The organism is Campylobacter sp. JMF_15 NE4 (assembly GCF_027737645.1).
GTDB lineage: Bacteria > Campylobacterota > Campylobacteria > Campylobacterales > Campylobacteraceae > Campylobacter_B.
The window spans coordinates 241,601-256,982 of the sequence record NZ_JAOVTY010000002.1; the positions used below are offsets into that span (position 1 = coordinate 241,601).

General features: G+C 40.5%; 19 protein-coding genes. 15 read left to right on the forward strand and 4 right to left on the reverse strand.

Translation table 11 applies throughout. From position 1 onward, the window contains the following. Nucleotides 1-127: 127 nt before the first annotated feature. The 8 genes from OFN98_RS05545 (at nucleotide 128) to OFN98_RS05580 (ending at nucleotide 6,595) form a co-directional block, all read left to right on the forward strand. Nucleotides 128-469 (forward strand): formate hydrogenlyase maturation HycH family protein, encoded by a 342-nt coding sequence (locus OFN98_RS05545; protein WP_270874330.1) that lies wholly within the window; start codon nucleotides 128-130, stop codon nucleotides 467-469. Next, entirely contained in the window at nucleotides 466-924 is a 459-nt protein-coding gene (locus OFN98_RS05550; protein WP_270874331.1) for a hydrogenase maturation protease, read from the forward strand. The genes OFN98_RS05545 and OFN98_RS05550 overlap by 4 nt, the downstream gene beginning before the upstream one ends. An 86-nt stretch (nucleotides 925-1,010) precedes the next feature. Next, the gene (locus OFN98_RS05555) at nucleotides 1,011-1,898 is read left to right on the forward strand and encodes an aldo/keto reductase (protein WP_270874332.1); all 888 of its coding nucleotides are present in this window, start codon (nucleotides 1,011-1,013) and stop codon (nucleotides 1,896-1,898) included. 10 nt (nucleotides 1,899-1,908) lie between these two features. Next, nucleotides 1,909-3,018 (forward strand): carboxymuconolactone decarboxylase family protein, encoded by a 1,110-nt coding sequence (locus OFN98_RS05560; RefSeq protein ID WP_270874333.1) that lies wholly within the window; start codon nucleotides 1,909-1,911, stop codon nucleotides 3,016-3,018. 10 nt (nucleotides 3,019-3,028) lie between these two features. Continuing rightward, a complete protein-coding gene (locus OFN98_RS05565) occupies nucleotides 3,029-3,580 on the forward strand; it encodes a flavin reductase family protein (RefSeq protein ID WP_270874334.1) in 552 nt (183 codons plus the stop codon). Between the two features lie 24 nt (nucleotides 3,581-3,604). Further along, nucleotides 3,605-4,228: a flavodoxin family protein gene (locus OFN98_RS05570; protein WP_270874335.1), complete on the forward strand. Its 624-nt coding sequence runs from the start codon at nucleotides 3,605-3,607 to the stop codon at nucleotides 4,226-4,228. Nucleotides 4,229-4,261: 33 nt separating this feature from the next. Next, the gene (locus OFN98_RS05575) at nucleotides 4,262-5,560 is read left to right on the forward strand and encodes an NTP/NDP exchange transporter (RefSeq protein WP_270874336.1); all 1,299 of its coding nucleotides are present in this window, start codon (nucleotides 4,262-4,264) and stop codon (nucleotides 5,558-5,560) included. Between the two features lie 33 nt (nucleotides 5,561-5,593). Next, complete coding sequence (locus OFN98_RS05580; protein ID WP_270874337.1) at nucleotides 5,594-6,595, forward strand: aldo/keto reductase; 1,002 nt, start codon at nucleotides 5,594-5,596, stop codon at nucleotides 6,593-6,595. Between the two features lie 52 nt (nucleotides 6,596-6,647). Here the strand turns inward: OFN98_RS05580 and OFN98_RS05585 are convergent, their stop codons facing one another. After that, complete coding sequence (locus OFN98_RS05585; protein ID WP_270874338.1) at nucleotides 6,648-7,001, reverse strand: hypothetical protein; 354 nt, start codon at nucleotides 6,999-7,001, stop codon at nucleotides 6,648-6,650. A gap of 365 nt (nucleotides 7,002-7,366) precedes the next feature. Between OFN98_RS05585 and OFN98_RS05590 the strand changes: the two genes are divergently transcribed. The 7 genes from OFN98_RS05590 (at nucleotide 7,367) to OFN98_RS05620 (ending at nucleotide 12,823) form a co-directional block, all read left to right on the forward strand. Beyond that, a complete protein-coding gene (locus tag OFN98_RS05590; RefSeq protein WP_333720404.1) occupies nucleotides 7,367-8,338 on the forward strand; it encodes an aldo/keto reductase in 972 nt (323 codons plus the stop codon). Nucleotides 8,339-8,449: 111 nt separating this feature from the next. Then, entirely contained in the window at nucleotides 8,450-9,457 is a 1,008-nt protein-coding gene (locus OFN98_RS05595; RefSeq protein ID WP_270874339.1) for an aldo/keto reductase, read from the forward strand. Between the two features lie 127 nt (nucleotides 9,458-9,584). Then, on the forward strand, nucleotides 9,585-10,115 hold the full coding sequence (locus tag OFN98_RS05600) for a flavodoxin (RefSeq protein WP_270874340.1): 531 nt from the start codon (nucleotides 9,585-9,587) through the stop codon (nucleotides 10,113-10,115). A gap of 102 nt (nucleotides 10,116-10,217) precedes the next feature. Then, the gene (locus OFN98_RS05605) at nucleotides 10,218-10,373 is read left to right on the forward strand and encodes a hypothetical protein (protein ID WP_270874341.1); all 156 of its coding nucleotides are present in this window, start codon (nucleotides 10,218-10,220) and stop codon (nucleotides 10,371-10,373) included. A 36-nt stretch (nucleotides 10,374-10,409) separates the two neighbouring features. Continuing rightward, nucleotides 10,410-10,865, forward strand: a complete 456-nt coding sequence (locus OFN98_RS05610) for a DUF4405 domain-containing protein (protein WP_270874342.1) — start codon at nucleotides 10,410-10,412, stop codon at nucleotides 10,863-10,865. Beyond that, nucleotides 10,862-12,391: a flavodoxin gene (locus OFN98_RS05615; RefSeq protein WP_270874343.1), complete on the forward strand. Its 1,530-nt coding sequence runs from the start codon at nucleotides 10,862-10,864 to the stop codon at nucleotides 12,389-12,391. Before OFN98_RS05610 ends, OFN98_RS05615 begins: the two co-directional genes overlap by 4 nt. A gap of 36 nt (nucleotides 12,392-12,427) precedes the next feature. Continuing rightward, a complete protein-coding gene (locus OFN98_RS05620) occupies nucleotides 12,428-12,823 on the forward strand; it encodes a cyclophilin-like fold protein (protein ID WP_270874344.1) in 396 nt (131 codons plus the stop codon). Nucleotide 12,824: 1 nt separating this feature from the next. Here the strand turns inward: OFN98_RS05620 and OFN98_RS05625 are convergent, their stop codons facing one another. From OFN98_RS05625 to OFN98_RS05635, 3 genes are read right to left on the reverse strand one after another with little or no spacing between them, the layout of a single operon-like run. Beyond that, complete coding sequence (locus OFN98_RS05625) at nucleotides 12,825-13,316, reverse strand: methylated-DNA--[protein]-cysteine S-methyltransferase (RefSeq protein WP_270874345.1); 492 nt, start codon at nucleotides 13,314-13,316, stop codon at nucleotides 12,825-12,827. Beyond that, nucleotides 13,313-14,476 carry an MFS transporter gene (locus tag OFN98_RS05630; protein WP_270876634.1) on the reverse strand — a complete coding sequence of 388 codons (1,164 nt, stop codon included), beginning with the start codon at nucleotides 14,474-14,476 and terminating at the stop codon, nucleotides 13,313-13,315. Before OFN98_RS05630 ends, OFN98_RS05625 begins: the two co-directional genes overlap by 4 nt. Nucleotides 14,477-14,517: 41 nt before the next feature. Next, nucleotides 14,518-15,372, reverse strand: a complete 855-nt coding sequence (locus OFN98_RS05635; RefSeq protein ID WP_270864717.1) for a universal stress protein — start codon at nucleotides 15,370-15,372, stop codon at nucleotides 14,518-14,520. Nucleotides 15,373-15,382 lie beyond the last annotated feature (10 nt).

Below are 15,382 nucleotides of genomic sequence, written 5' to 3' on the forward strand. Positions count from 1 at the left end.
TGCTTTTAAGTGAAAGATTATACTACTTTTATAGCAAATAAAGGGCAAAATTTTGGATTTTTTTAAATTTTAATAATTAAGAATTTATCTGTATAATTTCGCAAAATTTCAAATTTAAGGCAGGATTATGATAGAGGTTTGGAAGCTGACAAAACGCCATGTAGATGAGCCAGATACTGCGCCGAAATTTAGGGATATCACCATTTTTACGAGCCTTGGGCATGGGGTTGGCACGATTGATTTTAGCGAGAAGATTTGCGAATTTAGCGAAAACGAGTGGGAAGAGATACTAAGCGCGGGCGATGAATACGCGAAATTTAAGCTAGGAAATATCGCTACGATAAACGAAATCGAAATTTTCCCAGAACACGCCATAAAACTTTTGCAAAGCCTTGAAAATTCGGCTTTGGGTGAGTTTTTAAAGGATTTAGATGAGGGTTATTTAACGCTTAGGAAAGTTTTTAGATGAAAAAAGCGATTTTGTGCGTAGGAAACGAGCTCCGTGGCGATGACGGCGTTGGCATAGAAGTCGGTAAAATCGCTATGTGCGAGCTTCCTGGCTGGGAGATATTTTTTGGCGGGGACATGCCAGAAAATGAATTTTCCAAAATCAGAGCTTACGCGCCAGAAATTTTAGTCGCTGTCGATGCAATCGGCGTGATAATGGACGAAAACGCCAAATTTGAGTGCGAATTCGTGGATTTAAGCGATGATGTGAGCTATTTTTACAGCGCGCACAATATCCCAGCGTGCGTGTGGATCAAATACCTACGCGAATTTATCCCAAAAATACTATTTTTAGGCATAAAGGTTGATTTGCTAAATTTGGGCGAATTTTCCTCCACGCTCTCGCAAACAGCCAAAACTGGCGCACTTCTTGCAATCGAAAAAATCAAAGAATTAGACAAAAATTTGCAGGATTAGGCAAGGGATTTGGAGGATTGTTCTACCAAATTCCACCCCAAATTTGGTAAAATTTCTACGAATTTAACCTCTCGCAAGGAAATTTTATGCAAAGACGAAGTTTTTTGAAAAATTCTGTAATTTTTGGCGCAGGCGTGATTGTGGGCGCAAATTCGCTTTTTGCAAGTAAGGGGGCAAAAATGCAAAATTTAGTTCCAAATTATGAGTTAAACAATGGCGTGAAAATCCCAATTTTGGGCTATGGCACTTGGGATATTCGTGGCAAGGACGGGCTAAAAGCTATCGAAAATGCGCTAGAAGTCGGATACCGCCACATTGACTCGGCGCAGTATTATCGCAACGAAGAGATCGTAGGCGAAGCTGTGCGAAATAGTGGCATAAAACGAGATGAGATTTTCGTAACTTCAAAGCTTCAATGGGGCGCAAATGTGGGCTTTGAGGGTGCAAAAAGGGCAGTTTATGAAAGCCTAGACGCGCTTAAATTTGATTATATCGATTTGTATCTAATCCACGCTCCTTATGGCGATATTAAGGGCATTTGGGCTGGATTTTGCGAGCTAGTCGAAAAGGGGCTAATAAAATCAATCGGCGTTAGCAATTTTAGCGTGGATTTAGTGAGAGAGCTTTGCGATGAATTTGCTATAAAACCCGTGCTTAATCAAATCGAGCTTCACCCTTTCAAACAGCAAATTCGTGCGCAAACCGAGCTTGATAAGCTTGGTGTCGCCACACAAGCCTATTCGCCTTTTGGCTCAGGTAGTGCGAAAATTTTAAACAACGAAACGCTTCAAAAAATCGGCGAGAAATACGGCAAAACCGCGGCGCAGGTCATTTTGCGTTGGCAAATCCAAAGAAATATCATCACTATCCCAAAAACCGCGACAAAGTCCCGTATGATCGAAAATATAAGCATTTTTGATTTTAATTTAAGCGATGATGATATGAAAAAAATCGCAAATCTTGAAAAATTTTAAAGGAGAGAGTATGTTTTTTAAAAAATCAATCTTAACACTAGCCCTAACTTCGCTATTTTGCGGGGTTTGCATGGCAAATGAAACGGGGGAGAATATGCAAATTTCACAAAACGAAATCAAAAATTTAAACCAAAAAGAGCTAAATTTAACCAAAATTTCAGCGTTTTTGGCTAGTTCAAATTTAAGCGAGTTAAAAAACGCCGTAAATTCTGCGCTTGATAGCGGTATAAGCGTGGCTGAGATTAAAGATTTAATGGCGCAACTTTATGCGTATTGTGGTTTCCCAAAAGCCCTAAATGGGCTTGGCGTTTTGAGCGAAACGCTTAAAGAGCGCGAAAAAATGGGCTTGAAAACCACGCAAGGCACGGAAAATAAAATCATAGATAAAAATTTAAATAGCCTTGAAATCGGCTCTAAAACACAAACCGATTTAGTGGGCGGTAAAGTCGATTTAAGCGCACTTAGCGCAGATGTGGATTATTATTTGAAGGCGCATTTATTTGGCGATATTTTTGCGAGCGAAATTTTTTCGTGGAAGGAGCGCGAGATCATCACGGTCGCAGCATTAGCGGCGATGAGTGGCACCGAGCCACAAAGGGACGCTCACATAAAAATCGCTAAACTAAACGGCGTTAGCGACGCGCAAATAAATGAGATTTTAAAAATTTCAAATTCGGCTAAATTTGGCAATCCTAGCGCCATGAGCAAGGACGAATTTGCTAAAATTAGCCCATTTGGCGTGGGCGAACTAAACAGCGCGTATGCGAAGTATTTCAGCGGAAACAGCTACCTAAACGCTATTTCGACCCAACAGGTCAAAATGTATAATGTGGTCTTTGAGCCGAGCTGCCGCAACAACTGGCATATCCACCACGCCAAAAGCGGTGGCGGTCAAATCCTAATCGCCACAGCAGGTCGCGGATACTACCAAGAATGGGGCAAGGAAGCCGTGGAAATGAAAGCAGGAGATGTCATAAATATACCAGCTGGCGTCAAACACTGGCACGGCGCGGCAAAGGATAGCTGGTTTGCGCATATCGCCGTCGAAGTCGAGGGCACAGAGACCAGCAACGAGTGGCTAGAACCAGTAAGCGACGAGCAGTATGGAAAGCTAAAATAAGGAGCAAAAAATGGCAATAATTAATGTCGATATTCAAAAATCCTACCACATTTTAAACCACGGTGCCACGACGATAGTCTCGGCTGAATTTGAGGGCGTAAAAAACGCTATGGCGGTTACTTGGGCGTGTCCGCTTGATTACGACAAAGTTACGATAGTGCCGCACAACGGCTCATTTACACGCACTCTTATCGAAAAAAGCGGATATTTTGCGGTGCAAATCCCCGTCGCCACGCAAAAAGATTTGCTTTTAAATTTGGGCGATGAAAACAATTCTCGCTTCGACAACCCGCATAAAATGGACGGCGTGGAGCTGTTTTATAGGGGCGATTTTAAAGTCCCGCTAGTCGCAGGTTGCGCTGCGTGGATTATTTGCAAGGTTATCCCAGAGCCTCACAACGAGCAAACTTACGACCTTTTTATCGGGCAGGTTGTGGCAGCTTATGGCGATAATAGAGTTTTTGACGGCTCACATTGGCGTTTTGATGAAGTTGGCGATGAGCTAAAAACGCTCCATTATGTCGCAGGGAAAAAATTTTATCTTGACGGCAAGGGCGTGTAAATTTAGCAAATTTAAGGAGCAAATATGTCAAAAATCCTACTCATAAACGGCAGTCCGAACAAAAACGGAAGTACAAATTTAGCTCTTAGCGAAATCGCAAAAGAGCTCGAAAATAACGGCGTTCAAAGCGAAATTTTATATCTTGGCAAAAAAGCGATAAATGATTGCATTGCCTGTTTTTCTTGCGCTAAAACTGGGCATTGCGCCATAAAAGACGATCCAGTAAATGACATAATCCAAAGGCTTGATGAATTTGACGGCATTGTAGCTGGAAGCCCTGTGTATTATGCCGGACCCACAGCTAGAATTCAAGCGTTTTTGACAAGGCTGTTTTTCGTAGGCGGAAATAAATTTAGCGGTAAAATCGGCGCAAGCGTCCTTATAGCTAGGCGTGGCGGGGCTAGTGCGAGTTTTGATAGGCTAAATAAATTTTTTACGATTGCAAATATGTTTTTGGCTGGTTCGCAGTATTGGAACGAAGCCCACGCCATGACGCCCGATGACCTTCCAAAGGACGAAGAGGGCTTGCAGACCATGCGAACACTAGCCAAAAATATCGCTTGGTTTGTCAAAAACAAAGAATTTGCCAAAAATGCTGTTGCTATGCCGGAATATGAAGAGCAAATTTTGACAAATTTCATTAGGTAAATGCGCAAAAATTTATCGTAGGCAAATTTTAAAATGAATAAGGCGAAATTTACAGATAAAATTCACTCAATTTTTGAGATAAAGCACGAAGAATTCAAACTTTTACTTTATAGTGCGTTTTTTATTTTTTCGCTTTTTTGCTCGTATGCGCTTTTGCGCCCGATTCGCGATGCGCTTGGGATTCATGGTGGAAGCGACGAACTAAAATGGCTATTTTTAGGCACTTTTGTCGCTACGCTTGTTTGTTCGTTTGTGGCTATGTGGCTAAGCGGGGCTATTAGGCGCAAACTCTACACCGACGCTATTTTTATATTTTTTGCTCTAAATTTGCTAGGATTTTTCGTGGCTATGAGATTTATTGACGCCCAAAGCCCCACATTTGCCACACTTTGCAGGGTTTTTTACATTTGGGTTAGCGTTTTTAATCTCTTTGTCATAAGCTCGGCTTGGAGCGTCCTAGCAGATGTTTTTAGCAAAGAAACTAGCAAATCAATGTTTGGCATAATCAGCGCGGGAGCTAGTTTAGGGGGGATTGCAGGCGCAGGTTTGGTTAGCTTTTTGCGTGGAGTTGCCACGCAAAATTTCATATTTTTATCGGCGTTTTTGCTATTTTTTGCCTTGATTTTGAAAAATTTAATCATAAAAGAGAGTCTAAATTTACTCCCTAATGCTGATGAAAAGGCAAATTTCACACAAAAATTCGCCTTGCCTCTACCTAGCAAAAACCCGCTTGATGGCTTTAAAATCATCGCTAAATCGCCCTATTTGCTATCTTTTGTAGGCTTTGTCTTGTTGCTTACAAGTGTTAGCACATTTTTATACATGGAACAAGCTAGAATCGTCCGAGCCGTCTTTGAGACACGCGAAGCCAGAGCCGCAGCTTTTGCAAATATCGATCTCATCGTGCAAAGCGCTAGTTTTTTTATACAAATTTTCCTAACGGCAAAAATCGCTAAATTTTTTGGCATAAAGTGGCTTTTGGCTCTGCTTGGATTTGTGATTGCGCTCGGATTTATTATGCTAAGCTTCGCGCACCCGGCATTCTGGGGTATCGCGCTTGTGATGAGCCTGCGTAGGGTCGGCGAATACGCCCTTGTGAAACCGGCTCGCGAAATGCTTTTTGTCCCGCTTGATAGCGAAAGCAAATACAAGGTCAAAAACTTCCTTGACACGGTCGTTTATCGCGGTGGAGACGCGCTCTCATCGCAAGTAGAGGGCGTAGCACTAGCTAAATTTGGCGTGAGTGGAGTTTTGATTTTAGGCGCAATAATTTCATTTGTATGGGGAATTTTGGGTCTAAATTTAAGTAAAAAATATGAGAAATTAAAATAAAATTTGCAGAATTAGGCAATAAAAGGAGAAATTATGAAATACACAAATTTAGGGCAAACTGATATTAAAATTTCGCAAATTTGCCTTGGTTGTATGGGTTTTGGCAGACCAAATCCAAACTTTCTTACTTGGACTGAGGCAGATGAGAGAACCTGCGAAAAGGTCATCGCAAGGGCATTGGAGCTTGGTATAAATTATTTTGATACTGCAAATGTCTATACCAACGGCGATTCTGAGATTTATCTAGGTAAGGCGCTTCGAAATTTAGGCGTCAAAAGAGAAGATGTCATCATCGAAACTAAGGTATTTTTCAACGAAGGCAAACTAAGCAAAAACGCCATTATGCGTGAAATCGAAGGCTCACTAAAACGCCTAAACACGGACTATGTCGATGTGTATATGATACATCGCTTCGACTACGACCACGAAATTTTTGAGACTATGAGCGCTTTGCATGAGTTAGTAAAAGCCGGAAAAGTCCGTGCGCTAGGGGCTAGTGCGATGTATGGCTATCAGTTTTTTAACATGCAACTATGCGCCGAGCGTGAAAATTTAACCAAATTTAGCGTTATGCAAAACCATTATAGCCTGATTTATAGGGAAGATGAGCGGGATTTGATCCCCGTGTGTAGGCAGTTTGGCACAAGTATCGCGCCGTATAGCCCGCTAGCTGGGGGACACCTGGCTCACACTTCGTGGGACGGGTATTCAAAACGAGTAAATGAAGATAAAGTCTTACGCGTAAAATACGATGAATTTAAAGAAAGCGACCTTAAAATCATCGCTAGGATTGATGAAGTAGCGAAAAATCGTGGTGTGAGTATGGCGCAAATCGCATTAGCTTGGCACTTTGCTAAGGGCGTGGATAGCCCAGTTCTTGGCGCAATTAAGCCTGAGCATTTAGACGACTGGGTAAAAGCCCTTGAAATCAGCCTTGATGAGAGCGAGATCAAATACCTTGAAGAGCTGTATGTCCCGCACAAAGTGGTAGGCGCTATCAACAAAGGCGGCCCAGAGAGAATCGAGCGAAAATAAAATTTGCAGGATTAGGCAAGGAATTTGTTTGGGCGATTTTGCCTAAGCAAATTCATAACGCATTGTATCCGCTAAACGCCAAGACTTCCATTTTATCATTTTCGATTATTATTGATATTGCGAAATTTTGCTTTTTAACGACGCCTTTAAAAAATGCACTTGTGCGTTCGCTTTGCGAATTTACGCTAAAACCTTGTGATTTTAGATAATCTAAATTTTGTGATTTTATGGTTTGTATAACTTGTGGTTTTAGATATTTTGTGATATTTCCGTCTGAATTCGAGATTTTTTTAGCCAAAATTATTTCACCCACCAAATAGCTTGGCTCTTTAAAAGCATAATTATAAAATTTCACACCAGCAAAAGGTAACACAATGAAAACAAAAATCAAAGCAAAACCAACCATTTGCCTTTTGGTTTTTTTATCTTGTTTGAAATAAAAATACAAAGAAAAGAGAAAAAAAATAGCACTTATGGGATAGTATAAGATTGCAAAAAAATTACCACTCAGTTGCATAAAAACGGCATAAAAAAATGATATCAAACATAGCAAAAGCGCCAAAAATCCAAAAAATTTACGCAAATTTAACCACATTATAAACCTTTTTTATATCCATTTTTATGAATTTAATTTCAAAATTATATAAAATTTAAGATAAATTTTTAAAACAATTAAAATTTGCAGGATTAGGCAAGGAATTTGGAGAATTGTTCTATGAATTTTGCTCTCAAATTTGCTAAAATTTCATCAAATTTGCCGAAAGGATTTTCATGCAAAGGCGAGAATTTTTAAAAAATTCTGCAATCTTAGGCAGCGTGGCACTGCTTGGCGGTGCGCTAAATTTAAACGCGAATTCGCAAAATTTAAAAGGAGAAGCTATGAAATTTATCACTTTAAATGATGGCAACAAAATGCCTATTTTAGGATACGGCGTGTATCAAATCCCACAAAACGACACCCAAAGGTGCGTTGAAGACGCCATTAGCGTGGGATACCGCTCTATCGACACGGCTCAGGCATATCAAAATGAGCTTGGCGTGGGTGCGGCGGTAAATTCGGCGATAAAGGGCGGAATTAAGCGAGAAGAGTTTTTTATCACAACCAAAATTTGGGTTAGCAACGCGACAGAAAGTGGCGTTTTACGCAGTTTTGAAGCTAGTATGAAAAAGCTGGGCTTAGATTATCTTGATTTGCTTTTGCTCCACCAGCCATATAACGACATTTACGGAGCGTGGCGCGCGATGAGTAGGCTAAAAAACGAAGGACGCATAAAATCAATCGGCGTTAGCAATTTTTATCCTGATCGCTTAGTGGATTTTGCTCTAAATAACGAAATCAAACCGGCTCTTAATCAAATCGAGCTAAATCCATTTCATCAGCGTAAATTTGACCGCGAAATCGCCAAAAAGTATGGCGTTGCGGTGCAAAGCTGGGCTAGTTTTGGCGAGGGTAGAAACGATATGTTTAACAACCCAATTCTCAAAAAAATCGGCGAAAAATACGGCAAGAGCGTGGCGCAAACGATTTTGCGCTATCTTATCCAGCTTGATGTTATCGTCATACCAAAAACCACTCACAAAGAGCGTATGATAGAGAATTTCAGCGTTTTTGACTTCGAGCTTAGCACAAACGATATGCAAACAATCGCTGCAATGGACGAGCAAACATCGCTATTTAATGATTTCAACCACTTAGACCCAAAAACAGTAGAAATGCTAAACGGCTGGAAACTACCTGATTAAGGGGTTTTTATGCAACGAAGAAATTTTTTGAAAAATTCGCTGATTTTAGGCGTAGTTGCAAATTTGGCTTAAATTTACTAAACGCAGATGAAATCAAAAAAAGGCAAAATGATGAAAACAAGAAAATTAGGCAACATAGAAGTTTCGCCAATCGGCATTGGTTGCATGGGCTTTTCGCACGGATACGGACAAATTCCTAGCATTGATTATAGTATAGAAGCCATTAGAACCGCTTTTGAATTTGGTTGTTCGTTTTTCGATACTTCCGAAGTTTATGGTGCACAACTCTACCACTACGGACACAACGAGCAAATTTTAGGAAAAGCCGTAAAAGAATTTAGAAATAGCGTGGTTTTGGCTACAAAACTAATGTTTGAGAAATCTGAAATTTCAGCCGAAGGCTCGGCGTATGCGGTTATCAAAAAGCATTTAGAAAAATCGCTTGAAAATCTGCAAACTGATTATGTTGATTTGTATTATTTACACCGCATAAATCCTGAAATCCCCGTAGAAATCGTAGCTGAGGCTATGGGAAAATTGATCGATGAGAAATTAATTCGTGGCTGGGGACTTTCACAAGTTGCTAAAAACACTATCCAAAAAGCACACGAAATCACGCCTGTTTCAGCCGTGCAAAATCTTTATAACATGGTCGAGCGAGATTGCGAAAGCGAAGTTTTGCCATACTGCTTAGCTAACAATATCGGCTTGGTGCCGTTTTCGCCAACAGCTAGCGGTCTGCTTTCGGGCAAATTAAACGCTAAAAGCGATTTTTCGCATAGCGATGATGTTAGGAAATTTATCCCGCAGTTGTCAAAGGAAAATATGCAAAAAAACGCTCCGTTAGTGGAGCTTGTGAGTGAATTTGCCAAACGAAAAAACGCAACCTCTGCACAAATCGCCTTAGCGTGGATGTTGCACAAATATCCAAATGTCGTGCCAATTCCAGGCTCAAAAAACAAAGAGAGAATTTTAGAAAATTTAGGTGCTTGGAGCGTGGAATTAAGCGAGAGCGAATTTAGCGAACTTCAAAGCACACTTGATAAAATCGAAATCCACGGACACAGGGGAATAGAAGAGTTTCAAGGTGGCGGTATGAAAGACTGGGGTAAAAAATAATTTTGATGAAAAGACGAGAATTTATTAAAAATTCCGCTATTTTTGGCACTATGACGGTATTTGGCGTGGCAAATTTAAGCCAAATTTAAAAGAAAATTTAAGCAAATTTGCTAAAAATCATAAAATTTTGATTGTTTATTATACTCGCACATTAAATACAAAAATCATCGCCGAATACCTTGCTTGGCTATTTGGCGGTGATTTATTTGCCCTGCAAACTTTGCAAAGTTATCCAAGCGATTTAGCTAAAATGGTAGAAATCGCCGTGAAAGAAACAAACGAAGATAAATTTCCGCCCTTAAAAGAAATGCCAAATTTAGAGCCTTACGACACGATTTTTATAGCAAGTCCGATTTGGAATATGACGCTTACTCCACCTATGGCGACATTTCTTGCAAATAGCGATTTTAAAGGCAAAACACTATTTGCTTTCCTTACGCATTGCGGTTATGGCATAGGTAACTCACCTAAAAAAATCGCAAAACTAGCCAAAAACGCACTTTTAAAAGATATTTTTTCGCAAAAAACTATTTGCGAAAAAGATGAGCCAAATTTAAAGACAAAAAATTTATCGTTGATTTCGCAAAACTTAGAACACTCGCTGATAGACACCGCCGAAATGGAAAAAATTTATTTGTCACTAAAAGAAAATTTGTAGGATTAGGCAAGGAATTTGGAGAATTGTTCTAGGTAAATTTAAGCTAGTTTGATAAAATTTGCCATAAATTCAATAAATTTATAGTTTATTAAAAGGCAAAAAATGAATAAAAAAAGTAAAAGGCAGTTAGTTGATATTTTTTTGTTGCTTTTACTGATTTTACTTATGAGTTCGCAATCCACAGAGCAAAGAGCGCACGAATATATCGGCGTTTTTGCTCTTTTTGTGGTTTTGGTTCATCAAATTTTAAACTCGTGATGGTATAGGCTCAAAATTTTAAAAAATTCATCAAATTTGGCTCAAAATTTCATAAATTTAGCCCTTATAATTTCTTTTGTAATCTCCATAATATCGGGTTTGGCGATGAGTAAATACGCCGCGGCTATTTTTAGCGGATTTATGAAAATTTCATTTGCCAGAGTGCTTCATCTATGCGCTACGCACTGGTTTTTTGTATTTGCAGGACTTCATATCGGTTTTCACGCGCTAAATTTAGCCAAAAAACTAAAACCAAGCACTTTCGCAAATGCCCTAATCATCGGCTCGTGGCTAATTTCGCTTTATGGATTTTGGCTGTTTTTGGATACAGGCATGATTGATTACATGCTAGCCAAAGTGCAATTTGCGTTTTTGGATTTTAAAATTCCGCTTTACCAAAGTATGCTAAATGGCGCTACAATGCTCTTTTCGTGGGCGTTTATCGGATTTTTACTAGCAAAATTTATCAAAAATTTAAAGGAAGCAAAATGAAAAAATTTATGCCTATTTTCGCGCTTTTGGCGATTTTTATTTTTGGCGGGGTGATTTATAATATTACTGGCTCAAAAAAGGGCAATATCATCGAAAACACCGCCACAGCGAGTGTTTCAAACGAAAATGAAAATTTAGAAAAACTAAAAGCCTTAGATGAAAAATCAAAGCAAATTTTAAGCGATACGCAGAAAAATTCCACAAATTTAGATAAAAATTTCGTTTTGATTAAAGGCGGAAATTTCATCATGGGAAGCGAGAAAAGCGAAAACTGGCGAAGCGATGACGAGATGGCGCATGAAGTGGGCGTGAGTGATTTTTATATCGGCATTCACGAAATCACGCAGGGCGAATACGAGCGCATCACAGGCGTTAATCCAAGCGAAAACAAAGGTGTTAATTTGCCTGTGGAAAATGTTTCGTGGCTAGATGCGCTAATATTTGCCAATCTTAAAAGCCTTAGCGAAGGGCTAAACCCAGCCTATGAAATCACGCCAGATTCGGTCATTTGGGATAGGGGCGCGAACGGATACAGATTACCAAGCGAAGCCGAGTGGGAATTTGCCGCGCGTGCGGGGACTTCGACGCCATTTAGCTCAGAGATCCCGCCAAGCGGAAATGAGGCGAATTTTTACTCAAACTACCCTTATGAAATCGAAGAAAATTATTTTGACAACAGCAAACTAAAAGCAAAACCCACAAGCCCACGCTATCGCACGATAGAAGTAGGTAGCTTCGCGCCAAATGGCTTTGGTCTTTTTGACATACACGGAAATGTAAATGAGTGGTGCTGGGATTTTTACGGCTCGTATGATACGCAAAATTCACTAAATCCAACAGGCGTAAAAAGTGGCACAAGGCATGTTTATAGGGGTGGCGGCTGGAACGACTTTGGCAAAAATTTACGCAGTGCTTACAGAGCGGCGGCTCAATCAAATTATAAAAATCACAATCTTGGAATTCGCCTTGCAAGAAATGCCGAAAATTCAGCCATTTCTGGCAAAATCGAAGCTAAAAACGAAAAATTTACCCCAAGCAAACACGAAAAAATCCTAATTGTGTTTTATTCGTGGGGCGGAAATACGCGTGGCATAGCCAGAGAAATTCGCAAAATCACGGGCGCAGATATTTTTGAAATTCGCCTAGAAACGCCGTATTCTGATGATTACAATACTTGTTTAATGCAGGCCCAAGACGATCAGCACAAGCAAAAACGCCCAAAAATAGACTCCCAAATCAAAAATTTCGAGCAGTATGATACAATACTACTAGGCTATCCAAATTGGTGGGCGAGTATCCCAATGCCCATTGCAACGCTACTACAAAGTTATGATTTTGACGGCAAAATGATAATTCCGTTTGCTTCGCATGGTGGGGGCAGAATGGGGGCTAGTGTCACGGCGATCGCCAAGCTTGCGCCAAATTCGCCTATCGGCAATGCGTTATCGGTGCATTATTCAGGTGGTGCGACTCTCGGCGATGATATAAGAGCATGGCTAAATGTTAATGGAATTTTGGTAAAATAAAATTTGCAGGATTAGGCAATAAATTTAAGGAGAAATATGAAAAAACTACTTTTTTTGTGTTTGAGTATAATTTTTGCATTTGGAGGCGAGATGAGAGTAGAATTTAGTTGTGAAAATGTCCGTGCGGTGGCTGTTTTGGGCGATACTGGCGCGGCAAAGAGTTTTTATGAAAATTTGCCATTAGAGTTAAATTTGAAAGATTACGCAGGGCGAGAAAAAATCGCGGATTTGCCTGTGCGACTAAATTTTGCCGGCGATCCTAGTTCGGACGGCAAAGTTGGAGATTTAGGTTATTTCTCGCCGTGGGGAAATTTGGTGCTTTACTACAAACCTCAGCCATACTACGAAGGCGTCATAAATCTCGGTAAATTCGAAAGCGGATTTGATGAAATCATAAAATGCGAGAGAGTTTTAATCCAAAAAGCAGATTAAATTAAGCCCTAAATTTCGCATTTTCTAAATTTAGCAAAAACTCTTTTTTATCCACTCCGTATGCGTAGCCTGTGAGTTTGTCGCCACTGCCGATAACTCGGTGGCATGGGATAATTATCGCGATAGGATTTGCTCCCAGCGCCCTGCCTACGGCTCTGGCGGACATTTTTGGAATTTGTCTTTTTAGTGCGATTTTATGCGCAATTTCGCCGTAAGTCGTGGTAGTTCCGTAAGGAATTTGCATTAAAATTTGCCAAATTTCAAGCTGAAAATCGCTGCCAATTAGTGAAATTTTAGGTGTGAAATTTGGTAAATTTCCGCTAAAATAAATGTCCAACCACGCGCAGGTATCCCCAAAAATTTGCAAATTTTGCTCCCTAAATTCTGCGCCAAAATCGCTAAATTTGCCAAATTTAAGCGCTGTTAAATTTGCTCCGTCGCTTTGCATAAAAATTTCGCCAAGCGGGGAGTTATAACGCCAAAAATATTTCATAAGCTTTGCTTTTTTTCTAAATTTGGCAAGAAAAACGCCATGATTAGTGGCAAAACGCAAACCACGCAAAGCGTGTATAAAACATATCCTAGCCCAAATTTATCAGCAATCAGCCCCAAAATCGGCGCAAAAATACCGCCGATACTAACAGTCAGCCCAAATGTAACGCCAGAAGCAAGCCCAACGCGGTTAGGCAAATAGCCCTGCCCAAGCGCGATAATCGGGCTATAAGAAAGAGCTAGAAAAATGCCAAGTGGTGCTAATAAAACCACAGCAAAGCCCAAATTTTGCGTAGTTGCCAGCATTATCATAATCGGCAAAAGGCAGAGAAATGAGATTTTTATCATCTTTGTAAAGCCAAATTTATCGGCAAACCTGCCGCCAAGAAGCGTAAAAATCGCGCTCACGCCGATATACGCACTCAAAACCGTATTTGCGTAAACTTTGCTTTGGTCAAATTCGTAGATAAAATAAAGTGCCAAAAATGTATTAAATCCGTGAAAAATGATAGAACGCCCACAGATTAACGCCATGAGTTTATAAAATCCGCCCCGGTCATCGACGCCGTTAGTTTGGGTGTTTGTGGCTGTTTTGGGGGTAATTTCGCCAAGTTTTTTAAATTCGGCGTAAAAAAATTTATACAGGGTACTAACGCAAATTTGCGGAATTATGAAAATTAGTGTCCCTTTTAGCCCAAACGCGTTAATAATCGCTGTCATAAAAAGCGGCCCCAAAGAAAATCCCAAAATCCCGCCAAATGAGAAAATGCCGATATTTTGGGCTTTGTTGTGCGGATTAGAGCATTTGTTTATGGCTCTGGCGGCTTGTGGGTGAAACATCGCCACGCCAATTCCTGTAATCATCACGACCGCGCAAAGCACGGCAAACGAGAGCGCAACGCCACTTAGCGCGATACCGCCACCTGCTAAAATAAGACCTAGCGGGATAATGTAAGGTGTGTTTTTCTTATCAGCGAGTGAGCCAAAAATAGGCTGGATTAGCGAGCCCACGATATTTGAGACCATGACTAGGCTTGCAGCAGTTGCGTAATCGTAGTGATAGCTGGCGATTAAAAACGGCAAAATCGCCACGAGTGCGCCTTGATTTATATCGCAGCACAAATGCGAAAATGCCAAAATATAGACAAATTTGTTTTTCATTTTAAATTTAGGATTTTATATGGGAAAATCCCATATAAAATTTACATTAAAACAGGAATTTGCGTATTTTGCAAGAAAAATTTGCTCGTTCCTGAAAGCAGAATTTCCTTAATTCCAGTGTTTGAGTGAAGTCCAGCGACGATTAAATCGTATCCGCCGTTGTTTGCATAGTCTATCAAAACCTGCCCTGGAATTTTGCCATCAATGTTTAAAAGCTCGAATTTATCGACTTTCACATCGTGCAGTGCTAGATACTCAGTGATTCTGCGCTTAGTCTCTTCTGCGCTATCTTGGAGATAGTGATTGGCTGTGATGATTGTGACATTTTGCGCTTTTTTGAGCAAATCTAGCGAGTGATCGAGCGCTCTGGCACTTGCAGCCGTGCCAGTGAGAGAGACCAAAATTTTATCAGCCTTAAAACTTTTTAGCTCTCTTGGGATTACGATACAAGGCTTGCCACTTTTTGAAACAGCTGCCTCGAAAGTGCCCGTAATCGTGCCAGTTGGTGGCACTGAGACCACGACAAGATCGCAGTATTTAGAGTGCTTTTCAACTAGCTCAGAGCGAATTCCTACCAAATGGCGCAAGCAAGCACTTTTTCCCACTCTCTCATCTTCGTGCATATCAAGGCCGATTTTTTTGCACTCTGCCTCGAAAACTGCGCCGATTTCATCGCGCTCAGCCTTCATCTCCTCGTTTGCCGACTCCAAAAACTCGTCCATTAAAACCCCGCCTTTTAGCGTCATGCGGACATTATAAATCATCTTAGGATCTAGCTGGCATGCCATGATATTCATGTGTGTGCCAAAAAATTTATTCACAAGCAACGCACCACGAATTCTGCCCTCTAACTCTTCGCCGCCACCGATTGGGAAAAAAAGTTTTTTAAGCTCCATTTTGCCTCCT

Excerpts from the sequence above, each read along its gene's own strand:
- OFN98_RS05545 (WP_270874330.1), top strand. The coding sequence starts at position 128 with ATGATAGAGGTTTGGAAGCTGACAAAACGCCATGTAGATGAGCCAGAT.
- OFN98_RS05550 (WP_270874331.1), top strand. The coding sequence starts at position 466 with ATGAAAAAAGCGATTTTGTGCGTAGGAAACGAGCTCCGTGGCGATGAC.
- OFN98_RS05555 (WP_270874332.1), top strand. The coding sequence starts at position 1,011 with ATGCAAAGACGAAGTTTTTTGAAAAATTCTGTAATTTTTGGCGCAGGC.
- OFN98_RS05560 (WP_270874333.1), top strand. The coding sequence starts at position 1,909 with ATGTTTTTTAAAAAATCAATCTTAACACTAGCCCTAACTTCGCTATTT.
- OFN98_RS05565 (WP_270874334.1), top strand. The coding sequence starts at position 3,029 with ATGGCAATAATTAATGTCGATATTCAAAAATCCTACCACATTTTAAAC.
- OFN98_RS05570 (WP_270874335.1), top strand. The coding sequence starts at position 3,605 with ATGTCAAAAATCCTACTCATAAACGGCAGTCCGAACAAAAACGGAAGT.
- OFN98_RS05575 (WP_270874336.1), top strand. The coding sequence starts at position 4,262 with ATGAATAAGGCGAAATTTACAGATAAAATTCACTCAATTTTTGAGATA.
- OFN98_RS05580 (WP_270874337.1), top strand. The coding sequence starts at position 5,594 with ATGAAATACACAAATTTAGGGCAAACTGATATTAAAATTTCGCAAATT.
- OFN98_RS05585 (WP_270874338.1), bottom strand. The coding sequence starts at position 7,001 with ATGGTTGGTTTTGCTTTGATTTTTGTTTTCATTGTGTTACCTTTTGCT.
- OFN98_RS05590 (WP_333720404.1), top strand. The coding sequence starts at position 7,367 with ATGCAAAGGCGAGAATTTTTAAAAAATTCTGCAATCTTAGGCAGCGTG.
- OFN98_RS05595 (WP_270874339.1), top strand. The coding sequence starts at position 8,450 with ATGAAAACAAGAAAATTAGGCAACATAGAAGTTTCGCCAATCGGCATT.
- OFN98_RS05605 (WP_270874341.1), top strand. The coding sequence starts at position 10,218 with ATGAATAAAAAAAGTAAAAGGCAGTTAGTTGATATTTTTTTGTTGCTT.
- OFN98_RS05615 (WP_270874343.1), top strand. The coding sequence starts at position 10,862 with ATGAAAAAATTTATGCCTATTTTCGCGCTTTTGGCGATTTTTATTTTT.
- OFN98_RS05620 (WP_270874344.1), top strand. The coding sequence starts at position 12,428 with ATGAAAAAACTACTTTTTTTGTGTTTGAGTATAATTTTTGCATTTGGA.
- OFN98_RS05625 (WP_270874345.1), bottom strand. The coding sequence starts at position 13,316 with ATGAAATATTTTTGGCGTTATAACTCCCCGCTTGGCGAAATTTTTATG.
- OFN98_RS05630 (WP_270876634.1), bottom strand. The coding sequence starts at position 14,476 with ATGAAAAACAAATTTGTCTATATTTTGGCATTTTCGCATTTGTGCTGC.
- OFN98_RS05635 (WP_270864717.1), bottom strand. The coding sequence starts at position 15,372 with ATGGAGCTTAAAAAACTTTTTTTCCCAATCGGTGGCGGCGAAGAGTTA.